This window comes from Paenibacillus sp. FSL K6-1230, from assembly GCF_038002385.1.
Taxonomy (GTDB): domain Bacteria; phylum Bacillota; class Bacilli; order Paenibacillales; family Paenibacillaceae; genus Paenibacillus; species Paenibacillus massiliensis.
Genome location: NZ_JBBOCK010000001.1, coordinates 3,982,616 through 3,997,942, shown reverse-complemented (window position 1 = coordinate 3,997,942; position 15,327 = coordinate 3,982,616). Strand labels below are relative to the sequence as shown.

Below are 15,327 nucleotides of genomic sequence, written 5' to 3'. Positions count from 1 at the left end.
TTCCATTAGACTAAAGTCGTTTCTTTGGTTTAGATTTGTCCAACCTGCTAGGTAGAACGTAAGAAAGTGTCTCGCTTAATGAGGAATGATTTAAATGGACATATTTTCTGGAGCCGACAAGGTTAATTTTCTTAGCTTGATGGAGCCCCCTGTTGCTTGAATGGTTATTTTCTCACATGTGCTTTCGGGGAACAATAAACTGGTTAACGCATGCTCACCGCCATTCATGAATAGCTCCATGGAGCCGGTGTCCAACATTAAACGAAGCTCAAGCGAATCTCCTGGAATGGTCTTAACGGATTGAGGCTTGGCAAACATCTCTGAGAAAGCTACTTGCCCAGAGCCTCTTCGATCTACTGTAAAGGTGCCATCTGTTGCAGAGTAGGTGATCGTCGATTGCTGCTGATCAGCGTGCTTTATAATGAGTTCCAATACGTGGGCGGAGCCCATATCCAATTGTACGTTCAAATCCAGGGCATGTAATCCCCAAGTAAATTCCTTTGGCGTGCCATCCATGATCTCCAGATCGGAACTAGTCAAATGTACTTGCGAGAAGTAGCTGTCAGCTTCTTCAACAGGTCTTTGCACAAGAAGGGTTTCATCATTTACTTGCTTTAGTTCAAGCACACGCGGTACGGTCATTGCGCCTCTCCAGCCCGATGTGGGAACTTGATTGGCGTAACGCCAGTTGCTCATCCAACCCAGATATATGCGCCGTCCATCTTGCTTAGGTATGTCTGAGAAGCTCACACCTGCATAGTTATCACGTCCATGGTCAAGGATGCGGATACTTTCATCGTCGGGCTTAAATGTGATTCCGTCAAAGGAACCGATAAAATATTGCGTTAGTGAGCCTGACTCCAATTCAGGATTATCTCCGACACTAACCAATAACACCCACTTGGTCGTGTTCGTGCCCTCAATCGTTAACGGGAAAAGATCAGGGCATTCCCACACGCCATCATGTATACCGATTCCATCTCCAAACTCACTGGTTAGTGTCCATTCCTTCAAGTCAGAAGAGATAAAAAAGGTTATAGTCTGCCCAGTAGCAAGGGCCATGATCCATTGTTCAGTAGGTGGATGCCAGAATACTTTAGGATCTCTGAAGTCGACTTTGCCTTCACTACGCAAGACTGGATTGCCATCATACTTCGTCCAGCTTCTCCCTTGATCATGACTGTAGGCCAAGCTTTGAGCTTGAACAGCTGGACCTCCATTGATTCCGTCCTTATGGCTAGTGAATATGGCTACAATGCCTGGCTTATTCGGGAAAAAACCAGTCGTATTATTCCAGTCAATGACGGCGCTCCCGGAGAATATGGTTCCGTTGTCATCTGGGTGTAAAGCAATACCGAGCTCCTCCCAATGAATCAGATCTGTACTAACGGCATGCCCCCAGTGCATAGGGCCCCATGTCGTTCCGTAAGGATGATACTGGTAAAACAAATGATACTCTCCCTCAAAATAGACAAGACCATTAGGATCATTCATCCAGTTTTCCTTCGGAGAAAAGTGCCATGCTGGTCTATATTTCACTAATTCTATGCTATTCATTATGTGGCCTCCATTATTTAGGAATTTGTATAACTGTCGTATCCCTTTTGTTTAATAGCCAGCCATTTGTCCAGACCGAGTCTATTAAGCTCTTGCAAATATTCATTCCATTCCGCATCGACATTGCCATTTTTAATCCATTCCGCCCGTTTGCGGTTCACGTAGGCAAATAGGTCCGTTTCGATCGTGGACAGCTGCTTTTGATCTTCAAGAGAGAAGAAGATCGGCGGATAATTGTGATCAGCCTCCATATGTGGAACAAGCTTCTCCTTCATAAGGTCAAGCCTCCAGGAGGCATCGTCAGGCTTAGTGGTATACACTCCGTAATATTCATCCAGGATGGCTAGTGGACCGCCAATGTTCGTTTTTTGTCTTAGCTCAACAGGTGCGCTTCCTTCAAGAGGGAGATGAGTTAGCATGTTCTTGTTCTCGTCGAACTTGAAAATATTCTGTTGCGTTTCATCACCGTATGTTCCCCAATTGTTCTGTACAGATTGAATCGGCTCGTAGAGCTGATCAATCCACTTCGCAGTTAATTCCAGATTTTTATTCGTGCTGGTAATCACCATCTTGCCACGACTGAACCCGAAATTGTTCGTTCGTGTTACGTTACTCTTGCCGTCCGGTCCAACCAGAGGTGGAAGTAGCTCATATTTATCGTTGTTGCCTGTGATGTTAGCTTTGTCCCACTGAAAGTAAAGGCCGTAGCGGTGATCCTGTCCTTTGGCTAAGTAAGTATTGTAGTCCTGTTCAAATGACTCTTCATCGATTAAGTTCATTGCATACAATTCATGGAAATATTTGATCGCCTCCTTATATCCATCCTGGTCTGCGGTAAACAGCACTTGGCCGTCATTGGTCACGACCGTATGATCCCCGTTGTCACCGAATCCAAAGGACCCAAACAGAAAGTTCATATCCTCGTTACCGTTGTTCATAATGAAGGACATGGGAATCTCATCCGCCTCACCGTTACCATTCGGATCATCTTGCTTGAAGGCAAGCAGTGCATTCTTCAGTTCCTCGGTTGTCGAAGGCATATCTAGACCCAGCTTATTTAGCCACTCCATGTTGATCCAGGCCATACCGTTAACGGAATGGATGCTCTCCTTGCCAGAGCCAAGCTCCTCAATCCAGGGGAAGGCATAAATATGACCATCAGGTGCAGTGATCATCGCTTTGTATTCAGGTGCTTCTTCCAGCACCTTTTTCAAATTAGGCATATGCTGTTCGATAAGCTCTTCTACCGGGACAATGGTTCCATCGCTTCCAAGCTGCAACAATTCATAGTCCGTATATCCAGCGTCCATAATGGCATCAGGCAAATCCCCGCTTGCGACGGCCAGGTTTCTTTTCTCGGTAAATGAATCAGAGGTATAGTTCTTCCAATTAATGTGGACCCCCGTGTGCTCCTCCAGTCTTTGATAGATCAGCTTCTCGTTCGGGTCTGAAGGGGCAAGCGGCGAGCTTTGGGTTATGAAATTCAGCGTTACTTTCTCTTGAAGGGGGAATGTGACGTTCTGCAGATTGTACTCTGGAGAAGCAGACGAGCCTGCATTGCCACCGCACCCCGCAAGGACAGCTACAGATAAAGCGAAGAGAGCAACAGGTTTAAAGTTGATTTTCATATGAATTCTCCTTGCTTATGGTTATTTGATAGAGCCTACAAGAACACCCTTCTCGAAATATTTCTGGAAGAAAGGATACATAATCATAAGTGGCAGACTTGAGACAATAATGGAAGAATACTTGATCATTTCTGACAGTTTCTTAAGTTCTGCCTGGGCGAGCGCGTCTGAAATCATACCTGGGTCCACCTGGTTCTGGACGAGGATGGACCGAAGAACAAGCTGAAGAGGGTATAGCCGGTTACTCTCCAAATAGATCATGGCATCAAAATAGGAATTCCACTGTCCAACGAAAGCATATAGCGCGAGTACAAACACGATTGGTTTGGAGAGTGGAAGGACGATTTTGAAAAAAATACCGAGCTCTGATGCTCCATCAATCTGGGCTGCTTGGAAGAGCTCTTTCGGAAGACCCATAAAATAGGTGCGGGCTAATATAATATTGAATACGCTGACAGCACTAGGCAAAATGATAGACCAAATGGTATCCAGCATACCCAAATCCTTCACGACCAGAAAGGTAGGGATCAGTCCGCCACTGAAAAACATCGTAATTAGAAATAAGATCATAAAAAGTCTTTTACCGACAAATCCTTCGATAGACAATGGATAAGCTGCCAGCACGGATACGATCACAGTTGCAGCAGCAAAGGCAGCCGAGTAGAGCAAGGAGTTGAAGAAGCCTCGAATCATAGCTTCGTTGCCTAATATCTTCTCGTAGCCCACCAGGCTCCAATCCGATGGGCTGATCGCCAGACCCTTCGTGATGAGCACGTTGGGGTTGAGAAAGGAGGCGAGCAGGACATAGAGCAGTGGAAAAAGGATGATTAATACGAAAAGAGCAAGGATGACATAATTGACCCCAAGCAGTACACGGTCTTTTTTCGATAATTGAAGATTCATGGGTCCTCCTTCTAATACAGGCCTTCGCCTTCATTCAGCTTCTTTACAACCGCATTAACGAATACCAGCAGAATCACGTTAATTACGGAGTTGAAAAGACCTATAGCTGTGGAATAAGCATAATCACCGGATTGTAGCCCTACCTTGTACACGTAGGTAGCAATAATTTCCGAGGTAGGAGAATTTAATGGTGTCTGCATCAGGAAAGCTTTCTCATAACCAATGGACATAATACCGCCTGCAGATAATATAAATAACACCGCCATAACTGGCTTCAAGGCAGGAAGGTCAATATGCCAAATGCGCTTCAGCAGAGAGGCCCCATCCACAGTAGCTGCATCATGTAGCTGCGGATCAACATTGGAAAGCGCTGCCACGTAGATGATTGATGACCACCCAGCACTTTGCCATATCCCGGATAGTATATAGATGGTGCGGAAGTAGGCAGGATCTGACATAAAAGAGATGGGTTTATCGGTAAATAGAGTAACCATAGAATTGACAAGTCCCGTTGGTGATAAAAAGACGAATAGCATTCCCGTAATAACAACAACAGATATGAAATTGGGAGCATATAGGATCAACTGAACATTCTTTTTAAGTTTTTGCCCTTTCAGCAAATTCAGCATCAGTGCCAACACGATCGGGATAGGAAACCCTAGAATCAACCCGTAAGCGCTTAATTTAAAAGTATTTAGAAATATGTCGTAAAAGTTAGGTGACGTCAGAAATCGAGAAAAATGCTCAAAACCTACCCAATCACTCCCCCAAATGCCTTTCATTGGACTAAAGTTTTTAAATGCGATGATGGAACCATACATGGGCACATATTTGAAGATGATGGTCAGGATCAAAGCGGGAAGCAAAAATAAGTAAAGAATATAATTTCTGAATACATAATGAATCCAACTGTTTTTTTGTTTTGTGATAACGGTTGTGTTTTTCAAGTTCATAACTCCTCCCAAGATTGCGCTTCCATGTTGTAGTCGCCATTGATTAAGAAGACCCTGATTCGAGAGCAATTATATGTCAACCGGATAACATATGTCAACCGGTTTCATAAAAGCGGTAAATGTGGTTTAATGGTAAAGGAATAGGTTATGATTGGCGTAACGAATACTTGAGGAATTTTGACAATAGGACGGTGTGAATGAAATTGAATCCGAAGATTGGAGACGTCGCAGAAAGAGCAGGCGTTTCAAAAACAACTGTATCACGTGTGATGAACAATAGAGGTTATATTAGCGAGGAAACGAAAGCTGCCGTTTTTGGTGCAATGAGGGAACTGAATTATTTTCCTAACGATGTTGCTAGATCGCTGTTTAATAAAAAGACGAATCTGATTGGATTGATCGTACCGACAATTAATAATCCGTTTTTTAGTGAATTAGCTTTTCACATCGAGAGCATTTGTTCAGCAAAGGGCTATAAAGTGCTTCTGTGTAATAGCCTTGGAAGTGAGGATAACGAAAGACGATATATCGAAATGTTAATGCGTAATCAGGTGGATGGAGTCATAGTGAGCTCTCATAACAGAGGAATTAGCGACTACAGTCAAAATAAGCTGGCGGTCGTCGCAGTTGATCGTTACCTGTCACCATCAGTTCCTGTTGTCGGCTCCGATAACTATGCAGGTGGAAAGCTCGCTACAGAACTGCTGCTTCGTCGTGGGTGCACGGACATTATCCACATCAACGGGCCAATTGAGTTGGAGACACCAGCGAACCTGAGACGGCAAGCCTACGAGGACGTGATGAGGGAACATGGTATGGCTGCAAAAGTATACGAGAATCACAAGTCATTTGATCAAAAAGCGTACATCGACTTATTTGATCAAATTGTTCAGGAGAATCCAGGATTGGATGGCGTATTTGCCAGTGATGATTTAATCGCAGCCACTTTTTTGCAGTATGCTAAACGACAAGGAATACGTGTCCCCGAAGATATTAAGGTCATTGGATACGATGGCTCGGATAACGTACAGGCATTTCTACCTGAATTATCTACAATACGCCAGCCCATAGAAGAAATTGCGCAGGAATCTATCCGGATATTGCTGGAGAAAATAGATGGGAAAGCTGATCATGAAGCCGAGGAACGGTATCTTCCGGTTACACTCTTGGAAAGGGAAACCACTTAGGTGGTTTTCAGTAAGATCATTTGTATAGGAGAAGTACTCAACGATTTTTTCTGTATGGATATTGGAACAAGTTTGGTAGAGGGCTTGCAAATAAAGTAGCTGCAATAGTCTGCACAAAGGTTGGCGCTATTTCATCACTACCAACGTTAAACGAAGTTAATGAGCTTGAGCTTTGATACAATGACTGCTTTACTGCGTGCCAATTCTTTTCTCCGCATTCCATGGAAACTTCACGGCGGAAAACCCAAACCAGAAATGGGTGACTGACATCACTCAATACCGGTTGGCGCCTAAATCAGCATGTCTTGCCGAGGCATAAGTCGAATCGAGAAATACATTCGATTTTATAACAAAGAAAGGTCCCAACGTAAATTAAAAAACTGACGTCGGTAGAGTACCGACGCCAGTTTGCAATCCAGTTGTTTTTTCAATGTCCACTAAATAAGGTCTTGACCAGACTAGCGTAATTGAATGGTGTGCTCATTAATTCAAATGCAAGGAGACTTGGTCACGTCCGTATCTCGCAATCAACTAGTGCGCCGAACCATTAATTCCGTAGGAAACACTTCTTCTACCGGTCCGATGTGCTGTCCTTTGGTCTCGACGGATTTTATCATCAACTTGGAAGCAGCCTCGGCCAATTCGTTGATGGGGTGCCGGATGGTCGATAAACTCAGTAACTCGGAGACGGTGGGCATATCATCGACACCAAGAACAGCAAGGTCTTCTGGAACAGACAGGCCCAAGTCCTTACAGGCCTTCAAGGCCCCGATAGCGCAAATGTCACTTAAACAAAACAAGGCTTGTGGTAGCTGATTGGTTCTGGCTAGGTGTACCACAGTATCGTAACCGAAATTTTCCGTCATATCTCCAGTAATTACGGTCGTTAGTTTTCCATTTTGCTGCAAGATATCGCTGGCACCGTTTAGTCGATCGTCGAACCCAGGAACTTGCCCGTGTGGGTAAGTCAACATCACTAGATTGTTATACCCACGCGATAATAAATGATTTACTCCGATCTGACCACTTTGATAGTCGTTAACACGCAGTACATGTGCTCCGTAAGATAAATTGTGGCGCCCCACAGTTATGACCGGTAGGTTAAGATCCATTAATTTGGGCATGAATTTTTCGGTTTCTATTGTCGCTTTAACAATGATTCCATCAACCATCTGGACATTCGTGAATATTTCTTCAAAGTCCAGAAGGATGATTTTATAGCCTAGCACTTTTAACCGCTGCTTAATCACTTGGGCAAAATGGAGGAAGTATAGATCCTCTAAATAGCCATCATAGGTGCTGTCGGATAATACGAGCCCAATCGTGTGCATTCTGCCAGTAATGAGACTTTTCGCAACAGGGTTTACCTGGTAACCTAACTTTGAGATCGAGAGACTGATTTTATCTTTTGTCCCTAAGCTCATTTTCTGAAAGTTTCCGTTTAGAAAATGAGAAACCGTAGAGGGAGATACACCTGCATCTTTTGCAACTTGAACTAAGGTAACCCTTTTATTAGCCATTTTTTTATACCTCTACTTGTTTGTATTGCGGCTGTTCCTCTAATTAACGCGGACGTCTTTCCAATACGCCAGGCAGAGCGGGAAAGGCTTGATGTGGTTCACTCTGGTACCAATAACATACGGAGCTCACGTCATCGCTTCTCTCGAATAATGCTTTTCCATCATGACCGATCTGTTGAACGGTGATCCGTAGATCCTCTTCAAACAATATAGGGTCAAGTATATGCCAACGATAGAAGCCGCGCATCGGACAAGCAGCTCCGTCGTAAATATGCGATCTTGTGTTGTCATTTACCTGGAAATGGGGAAATCCCATGAAAGGAGTGGAATAGGTCTGTTCCTGTACCGGGTTGCCGTTGTCGTATTTCACGAAGCCCCAAGCGCCGCCGAAGTAATCCTCTGTGCCTGTACCACAGATGGTCGGCCAATCCCGGTCGCCGTCGATGTAAAATTTCACTTCCCCTTCGCCGTACCAGTAACGCGATAAAGAGGTCCAAGCCATATAAGTGCCTATATATTTGCCTCTTCCTTTAATTCCATCAATAATCGTATAATCCTGCTTGAGCCTGGTCGGATTTTCTCTGCGAAATTGGGCGTGAAAATACTCCGTATCCTCCGGGAGCTCATCGACAAGCGTATAATCAAACTGGTAGAAGAACGCCTCGATCTCTTGAGTATGCTCGTTGGTTACAGTTACTCTGGCGGCTTTTTGAAAGGGCATTGCAAAGTAACTGTTCATGCCACCAACCGGATTGACCACGATTGGCAAGGAATTGACGATTGCTCTGGTACCAAAGCCGTTGCAGAAAAAATCGCCCAGCGGAGCTTCCACAGAGGGGGTGTCTTCATCGTCCCAATACATCCGCAATACTAGGTCGCGCAACACGAACCAGCCAGTCTCGGTCTGGTCGGTTACAGTCATCCAGATGTGCTGGATAATACCGGGACCTTCAATATCGACAAGCGTAGCGGTTTCTCCTTGGGCAAGCGAGATGAAGGCTTTGCCTTTGCGGGCAACGCCCAGAGGACCTACTGCCTTTCCACCTTGCCCTTTCAGTCCACGGGGATTTTCTGCCGTAATTGATCTGCTTTTTCCTTCCATTCTGCCAAAAAGTTGATTCATGGATTGCATGGTTGATCTCTCCTTATTATGGTTATCCTTTAACGGCTCCGTCAGAAACGCCTGCCATCAAGTATTTGTTCAGGAATAAATAAATGAAAATAATCGGGATGATGCTAATGCTGATGGCTGCAAACGTCTGACCCCAATCCGTAGCCCCGAATGCTCCAATGAACTCCTGAAGACCAACGGCAATCGTTTTGTATTGCTTGTCGCTCGTAAAAGTGTTGGAGAAAATAAAATCATTCCAAATGAGAACGAAGTTGATGGATGCGACCGTGATCGTCGTATTGATGGTTAATGGTGAAATGATTTTATAGAACACTTGATAAATATTACAACCGTCGATGACAGCTGCTTCGATCAATTCGTTGGGCACATAATTGTAAAAGCTGGTGAAAATCAAAATTGATAAAGGCAGGGCAAATCCGACTTGTGGAAGGATTAGTGCCAGATATGAATTCAATAGCCCGAAGTCCTTGTACATGATAAACAACGGGATCAAGGTAACTTGAATCGGAATCATGATACCAACCGTAAAGAACAGCAGCAGCTTGGAGTTCAGCTTGAAATTCATTTTTACTAGGGCGAATCCCGCCGTTGAGCTTAATAAGATAATCAGCAGCAGGCAACTGAACGTCACGATGGCCGTATTTTTGATATAAAGCAGCAGAGCGCTATCCTGGAATACAGCGGCATAGTTGTTGAACGACCATACCGTCGGTAGCGAAAAGGGCTTTGTCGTCAGTTCGATGCTCGATTTGAAGCTGGACAGCATCAGCCAGACAACCGGGTAGATCTGAATGATCAGGATGGCAATAACGATAAAATATAACAGGAAAGATAAAGCTCTTTTTTTGGATTGCATGTTATGCTTCTCCTTTCCTGGACTTGAATAAGGCCCGGATAATAAGAACAGCAATAAGGCTTTCGATCACGATAAATACAGCGATTGAGCTCCCATATCCGAATTGGTTGGTAGCAAACGCTTTTTTGTACATATAAGTGGTAACCAACTCAGTCGTCGAACCCGGCACACCGATGATATAAGGAATATCGAAGCCTCTCAGTGCACCAGTGGTACACATGATAAGGGCCAAACTTAACACAGGCTTGATACTCGGCAATTTGATATGGCGGATCAGCTGCCAACCATTAACACCGTCAATGGTTGCAGCCTCCTCGATTTCCTTCGGAATCGCAATCAGAGCTGCGTAAAAAATGACCATGTACATCCCTATAAAGCGCCAGCCCTCTGGAATGGAAACCGCAATCAATGCGGTGCTCGGATCGGATAACCAGGCGGTTTGCAAATGGCCCAGCCCAATCCAGTCCAGAAACATGTTCAGCAGACCAAGTGGCTGTAGGGAATAGAAGTTCCGGAACATCTGTGCGATGGCGACAGTGACCACAACAGCCGGCAAATAATACAGCGTTCTGAAAATGCCTGCCCCTTTTTTGACATATGAGAGCAACAATGCGAAAAACAATCCGATGAACACCTGCATTAGTACTACGATCACGACGTACACCAGGTTGTTTTTCACAGAATTCCAGAAGTAGGGATCATGAAACATCTTGATATAGTTGCCCAGCCCAATGTACTCGGCGTCTTTGATGCCGTTCCAATCCTGAAAGCCGTAGTTCAGCGACTGAATAATCGGGACAAAGACGGTTCCCAAATAAAAGAGCAAGGCTGGCGCGATGAAAATTAACCATGCCTTCTTGTCCTTGAGCACATTCATATGGAATCTCCCCGTAAGTTTTTTTGAAAGATAAAGTGAAGGGTCCACCCGGAACTTAACTGGCCGGGTGGGGTTGTGCCTTGAACGTTACATTTAGTTGGTGACGTTTTGGGCAATCGTATTGTCAATTTCTTTAGCGAACTCTTCCGGTGTCGTGGCTCTCATCATCAGCTTGATGATTAAATCACTCATGACGGAGTTTGTATTCGGGTCAAGCAAGGTATCCCAAGGCTTGGCAAATTCTGTACCGTAGTTATCCATATCTTTTTTAATTCTCAGGTACAGATCGGAGAATTGGGACTCGTCTTTAATCTCAAATTTGAGCGGAGACATCTGTTGTTTGGCTACATAGATGTCGCTGTAATTATTTAAGACATAACTCAGAAAATCCTTGGTAGTTGCATCGAATTTGTCAGCCGAGGCAGCAAGACCGATACCGCTGTTTCCAAAAAACTCATTATCCGGTGTTTTTGCGTTGGCCATGGTTGGCAGATAGAAATAATCCACGTTGCCTTTCATGTTATCTGGCATATTATTGTCAATGAAGGACGGAATTTCCCAAGTACCCATGTTATACATGGCAGCTTCACCGTTGAGGAACATGTTCTTGGCCGTCGTATAATCTGTAGTGGCAAATCCCTCCTGGAAGTATTGGCCCATCTCATAGGCAAAGTTCGCCGCTTGCATGCCGACCTCGTCGGTCATTTTGGCCTTGCCTTGGCTCAGATTTCTGGCAAATTCATTTCCGGTGGCTCGGAACGGAACCATGGCTGCATAGCGCAGCAAAGGCCAGACGTCAACGCCGTCAACGGCGATTGGTGTAATGCCCTTGTCTTTAAGCTTCTTGCTAACCGTCAGCATTTCATCGAGGGTCTTGGGAACACTGAGGTTGTTTTCTTTGAAAATTTTCTTGTTATACCAGGTCATCTCCAGCTGGTACTCCAAAGGGAGAAGGTACAGGCTTCCATCTGGAAGCTCCTGGTACTTCAGCGCAGGCTCGTAGAATTGATCGTACAGCCCTTGTTCATCCAGGAACTGCTTCATGTCAACCAGCATTCCGGCATCCGCCAATTGCTGGGCGTACGGATCAGCGTCCATATCGAGCAGTTCAGGAGCTTCACCGGAAGCGATGAGCGTTCTCAGCTTGGTCAAATAAGAAGGTCGATCAGACGTCACCTGAATATCCAGCTCGAATCCGGGATGCTCTTCCGCATACTTGCTCGCCAGTTCGCGCATCGTCTGCACGATCGCTCCGTCCGCCGGACGAGCTGATAGCCATGTAATCGTTTTAGTAGCTTGGCCATCGGACGAGGCTCCCTGTTTGTTGGTTTCATTCCCCGATCCGCCGCAGCCGGCGAGAGCGGTTGCAACCAATGCAAAAATAGTTAGAAGTGAGATGACCTTTGATATTTTTCTCTTTCTTTTCATTTCAATACCCTCCATTCGGACATAAAAAATCGATTTGATGACTTTTATTTGTGCAACAGGTTAATCTTTTGCTGCTGTCTTGATTTTGACATCATGGACTTGAACGGACCCCTCGTTCGCAAAAAAACCGAGGTGGCCGGTTTTGAAGTTATAGACCCGCGTTGTCATCGCAATGGCATTGTTGACATACAGACACAAGATATCATCCTCCATAATCAGCTTTACCGTTATCAGGTCGAGCTGTGAGAACTGAAGCGGTCTTTCGAGCTCAATCATTTGCGGTCTATCCCCGGCAATTTGCCATTGGAAAAAGCCGGGTTCGGTTCTTGGCCACATATCGAAGGCGACCCGATTGTGGAATGGATCGAATTTGATGAAATAGCCGGTGTCGAGCGCTGTGTCGGTTCGTAGCGCGATCCCGAAGTCTTTTGCCTCTTTCCAGTCTGTAAACGTAGCTTCGATCAGGACTTGGAAAGGCAATTCATTCAATATACAGTAAGCTAGTCCATCGGGAGATTCGAGCTCGAATCCGGTTTCTGCGTGTCGACAGTTGTTCTCTTCTCCTGAAATGGCAGCTAATTCTGTATTAAAATGCTCGTAGATCGACTGAGGCATTCTTACGAGCAAATCACCTTTATCGTTCTGATAAATCTCGTGAACGACGAGGGTCCCTGCCCATTCCCAGTCACCGTAATCGTTTGCAGCCTGTTTGGAAGGAACCCACCCGAAAGCGTATCTTCGTTCACCATCCGAGGCTGTTTTCGCCGCGTAAAATCCTCTGCCGTCAAAAGTGTCCGTGACTGGGGAAGTATACACGCCTTCGATGCTTTTGCTTTTTTTGTAATGTGTTACAAACTTTTCACTGAACGTTGAGTACACGAGATAGTGCCAATCTCCCATTTTGAAATAATCCGGACATTCCATAGTGATGTACTTGTCCGGGCTATAAAATGGCTCCTGATAATACCAATGCACCAGATCATTGGACGTGAGGAGGGCAACGCACCCACCTCTCTTTTCGGAAGAGTTCACTTGCCTTGAGGTAACGAGCATCCAGTACTCTTGTCGTTCTTCGTTAAAGAACACGTACGGATCACGCCAATCGAACTGCTCATAAATGATTCCGTCTCCATAAAGCTTGAAATTTGCCTCCTTCGTCCAATGGACTCCATCGGTTCCGGTTGCCTTCAAAATAACTTGTAAGGGCTTTCCATCAATGCAAAACTCGGCGTTGGGATTGTGGCCGGTGTAGAACAGGTGATACATGCCGTCCGGGTCCTTGATCACTGAACCGGTATAAGCGTTCCGATCAGGATCAGATTCATTTCCGTTGGGCAGAGATATTCCGTAATCTTCAAAATCCAGGCCATTCTTGGTTGTGATAAGGTTCCACGTCGTATGATTTCCATAATCTCCGTCGATTCTTTGATCGTGAAGATAGTAAAGCTTGTACTCTCCATTGTCGTAGAACGGAATCACATCTCCGACCCATCCGCCTTCTGGCTTGTAAAATACTTTTTTCATAGCGTCATCTCCATTTAGTAAAACGTTTTACAAACAAATCATAGCATAAACTTTTAAGTTGTCAACGTTTACATTTGTTATTTGCCAAAGAACAATTGTTTTTTTGGAATAACAAAAAAACAATATGGTAAAACGTTTGTCTAAAAGGTAAAATGATGGTGGAAACACTTACAATACAGGAGGAATCAAACATGCAAATTGGTGCAATTGAAGCGGGAGGCACAAAATTCATATGCGGAGTCGGGAATGAAAAAGGGGAAATTCTGGACCGGATCAGCTTTCCGACGGAGGTGCCGGAAAGAACGCTTGAGCAGGCGTTGGAGTATTTTCGGGACAAAAGTGTTGAGGCGATCGGAATCGGGTCTTTCGGGCCGATCAATCTGGATCACTTCAGCCCAGGTTACGGGCATGTGACCACGACGCCGAAACCGGGATGGACGGGGTTTGACTTCATCGGATATATAAAACGCGCTTACCCGGTGCCGATCGGTTTCGATACCGACGTGAACGCAGCAGTATTTGGCGAAGCGAAGTGGGGGGCGGCGAAGGGATTGGATAGCTGCGTTTATTATACGATCGGGACAGGTGTCGGCGTCGGCGTATACACGGAAGGCAAGCTGGTTCACGGACTAGTCCATCCGGAAGGAGGGCATGTGATGATCCGGAGGCATTCAGAGGATAGCTTCGGTGGTTTATGTCCTTATCATGGGGATTGCCTGGAGGGCATGGCCAGCGGACCCGCCATCGAAAAGCGCTGGGGATTGAAGGGAAGCGAGCTGCCGGGCGATCATAAGGCATGGGAGATGGAAGCTTATTATCTGGCGCAGGCTATTTCGGGGGTTATTCTGTTGTTATCGCCGAAAAAAGTGATTCTTGGCGGCGGGGTCATGCATCAGAAGCAGTTGTTTCCGATTATCCGCAAGGGAGTCGCCCATAACTTAAACGGATATGTCGCGTCCCCGGCAATTCTTGACGATATAGAGAATTATATCGTTCCTCCAACCTTGGGCGACAACGCCGGATTGTGCGGCGCTCTTGCGTTGGGAATTGAAGCTACCGGCCAACGATGTTAACCGTCTGATGAACTTGATTACGGAAGGGGAGAAATGCTATGTATCACGTGCTTGTAGCGGAAGATGAGCCGCGGCATCGCCGCGGTATTGCGGATATGATCAAGACACTCCGACCAGATGCTGCCCGTATCGCTACGCTTGCCGATTCCTGAGAAGGAGAGTGCAAGGCTGTTCTACCGGACTTTCTAGGACGTATAGCTTAAGCAGAAGAGTTGAAGTATAGTACAAGCAGCGGCAAACCGGGATTCCGGGCTTACCGCTGCTTTTGTTTGAGCTTTATAATATGGAATTTGATTTTCATTTATTTCATTCCCGACAACAACTGTAAATCAAGCACTAAACATGCAGGGATACAACATTGACCATTCTTCTTTGGAAAAGCGAGGAGGAGCTTCAAATAATTACAGGCAGAGAAGCTGCAGTGGATTCCTTGCATCGATGGGTGCAAAGCGTGTTGCTGTAACGCTTGGTAAGGCAGGTACATATATTTCCGGCGGAGTAAACGCAGTTCAGGTTCCAAGCGATCCCGTTCGATCGATTGGCACAGCGGGTGCTGGGGATGCTTTTGTTGGAGCACTACTCTATCCAATTTAGTAAATCGACTTTTGCACTTGAAAACTCTGAGATATTAAGTCATAGCCACATAACGGCTGAATACATCCGTCATGTGGCTAATGAATTGGTCAAAT

General features: G+C 45.4%; 13 protein-coding genes. 3 read left to right on the top strand and 10 right to left on the bottom strand.

Annotated elements, in window-relative coordinates; translation table 11 throughout:
• Window positions 1-90 precede the first annotated feature (90 nt).
• The 4 genes from MKX74_RS17620 to MKX74_RS17605 are packed head-to-tail and all read right to left on the bottom strand — an operon-like array spanning window position 91 to window position 5,041.
• Window positions 91-1,557, bottom strand: coding sequence for a glycoside hydrolase family 32 protein (locus MKX74_RS17620; RefSeq protein ID WP_341179286.1), 1,467 nt, complete (start codon window positions 1,555-1,557; stop codon window positions 91-93).
• 17 nt (window positions 1,558-1,574) lie between these two features.
• Entirely contained in the window at window positions 1,575-3,185 is a 1,611-nt protein-coding gene (locus MKX74_RS17615; protein WP_341179285.1) for an ABC transporter substrate-binding protein, read from the bottom strand.
• Between the two features lie 21 nt (window positions 3,186-3,206).
• Window positions 3,207-4,088: a carbohydrate ABC transporter permease gene (locus MKX74_RS17610; RefSeq protein ID WP_018886848.1), complete on the bottom strand. Its 882-nt coding sequence runs from the start codon at window positions 4,086-4,088 to the stop codon at window positions 3,207-3,209.
• A gap of 11 nt (window positions 4,089-4,099) precedes the next feature.
• The gene (locus MKX74_RS17605) at window positions 4,100-5,041 is read right to left on the bottom strand and encodes an ABC transporter permease (protein WP_341179284.1); all 942 of its coding nucleotides are present in this window, start codon (window positions 5,039-5,041) and stop codon (window positions 4,100-4,102) included.
• A 203-nt stretch (window positions 5,042-5,244) separates the two neighbouring features.
• Between MKX74_RS17605 and MKX74_RS17600 the strand changes: the two genes are divergently transcribed.
• Window positions 5,245-6,228 carry a LacI family DNA-binding transcriptional regulator gene (locus MKX74_RS17600; RefSeq protein ID WP_341180602.1) on the top strand — a complete coding sequence of 328 codons (984 nt, stop codon included), beginning with the start codon at window positions 5,245-5,247 and terminating at the stop codon, window positions 6,226-6,228.
• A gap of 527 nt (window positions 6,229-6,755) precedes the next feature.
• Here the strand turns inward: MKX74_RS17600 and MKX74_RS17595 are convergent.
• The 6 genes from MKX74_RS17595 to MKX74_RS17570 all read right to left on the bottom strand — a co-directional run bounded on the left by MKX74_RS17595 (window position 6,756) and on the right by MKX74_RS17570 (window position 13,565).
• The gene (locus tag MKX74_RS17595; protein WP_341179283.1) at window positions 6,756-7,748 is read right to left on the bottom strand and encodes a LacI family DNA-binding transcriptional regulator; all 993 of its coding nucleotides are present in this window, start codon (window positions 7,746-7,748) and stop codon (window positions 6,756-6,758) included.
• A gap of 43 nt (window positions 7,749-7,791) precedes the next feature.
• Window positions 7,792-8,880, bottom strand: coding sequence for a glycoside hydrolase family 172 protein (locus MKX74_RS17590; RefSeq protein ID WP_341179282.1), 1,089 nt, complete (start codon window positions 8,878-8,880; stop codon window positions 7,792-7,794).
• Window positions 8,881-8,902: 22 nt separating this feature from the next.
• Window positions 8,903-9,736 (bottom strand): carbohydrate ABC transporter permease, encoded by an 834-nt coding sequence (locus MKX74_RS17585; protein ID WP_341179281.1) that lies wholly within the window; start codon window positions 9,734-9,736, stop codon window positions 8,903-8,905.
• A 1-nt stretch (window position 9,737) separates the two neighbouring features.
• Window positions 9,738-10,613, bottom strand: coding sequence for a carbohydrate ABC transporter permease (locus tag MKX74_RS17580; protein WP_341179280.1), 876 nt, complete (start codon window positions 10,611-10,613; stop codon window positions 9,738-9,740).
• A gap of 93 nt (window positions 10,614-10,706) precedes the next feature.
• Window positions 10,707-12,041 (bottom strand): ABC transporter substrate-binding protein, encoded by a 1,335-nt coding sequence (locus MKX74_RS17575; protein ID WP_341179279.1) that lies wholly within the window; start codon window positions 12,039-12,041, stop codon window positions 10,707-10,709.
• Window positions 12,042-12,101: 60 nt separating this feature from the next.
• Window positions 12,102-13,565, bottom strand: coding sequence for a GH32 C-terminal domain-containing protein (locus MKX74_RS17570; RefSeq protein WP_341179278.1), 1,464 nt, complete (start codon window positions 13,563-13,565; stop codon window positions 12,102-12,104).
• Between the two features lie 191 nt (window positions 13,566-13,756).
• Here MKX74_RS17570 and MKX74_RS17565 point away from each other — a divergent pair, with 191 nt between their 5' ends.
• Together MKX74_RS17565 and MKX74_RS17560 are read left to right on the top strand one after the other, a co-directional pair.
• Window positions 13,757-14,638, top strand: a complete 882-nt coding sequence (locus MKX74_RS17565) for an ROK family protein (RefSeq protein ID WP_341179277.1) — start codon at window positions 13,757-13,759, stop codon at window positions 14,636-14,638.
• A gap of 438 nt (window positions 14,639-15,076) precedes the next feature.
• Window positions 15,077-15,232, top strand: a complete 156-nt coding sequence (locus tag MKX74_RS17560; protein WP_445667280.1) for a PfkB family carbohydrate kinase — start codon at window positions 15,077-15,079, stop codon at window positions 15,230-15,232.
• Window positions 15,233-15,327 lie beyond the last annotated feature (95 nt).

Excerpts from the sequence above, each read along its gene's own strand:
- MKX74_RS17620 (WP_341179286.1), bottom strand. The coding sequence starts at position 1,557 with ATGAATAGCATAGAATTAGTGAAATATAGACCAGCATGGCACTTTTCT.
- MKX74_RS17615 (WP_341179285.1), bottom strand. The coding sequence starts at position 3,185 with ATGAAAATCAACTTTAAACCTGTTGCTCTCTTCGCTTTATCTGTAGCT.
- MKX74_RS17610 (WP_018886848.1), bottom strand. The coding sequence starts at position 4,088 with ATGAATCTTCAATTATCGAAAAAAGACCGTGTACTGCTTGGGGTCAAT.
- MKX74_RS17605 (WP_341179284.1), bottom strand. The coding sequence starts at position 5,041 with ATGAACTTGAAAAACACAACCGTTATCACAAAACAAAAAAACAGTTGG.
- MKX74_RS17595 (WP_341179283.1), bottom strand. The coding sequence starts at position 7,748 with ATGGCTAATAAAAGGGTTACCTTAGTTCAAGTTGCAAAAGATGCAGGT.
- MKX74_RS17590 (WP_341179282.1), bottom strand. The coding sequence starts at position 8,880 with ATGCAATCCATGAATCAACTTTTTGGCAGAATGGAAGGAAAAAGCAGA.
- MKX74_RS17585 (WP_341179281.1), bottom strand. The coding sequence starts at position 9,736 with ATGCAATCCAAAAAAAGAGCTTTATCTTTCCTGTTATATTTTATCGTT.
- MKX74_RS17580 (WP_341179280.1), bottom strand. The coding sequence starts at position 10,613 with ATGAATGTGCTCAAGGACAAGAAGGCATGGTTAATTTTCATCGCGCCA.
- MKX74_RS17575 (WP_341179279.1), bottom strand. The coding sequence starts at position 12,041 with ATGAAAAGAAAGAGAAAAATATCAAAGGTCATCTCACTTCTAACTATT.
- MKX74_RS17570 (WP_341179278.1), bottom strand. The coding sequence starts at position 13,565 with ATGAAAAAAGTATTTTACAAGCCAGAAGGCGGATGGGTCGGAGATGTG.
- MKX74_RS17565 (WP_341179277.1), top strand. The coding sequence starts at position 13,757 with ATGCAAATTGGTGCAATTGAAGCGGGAGGCACAAAATTCATATGCGGA.
- MKX74_RS17560 (WP_445667280.1), top strand. The coding sequence starts at position 15,077 with ATGGGTGCAAAGCGTGTTGCTGTAACGCTTGGTAAGGCAGGTACATAT.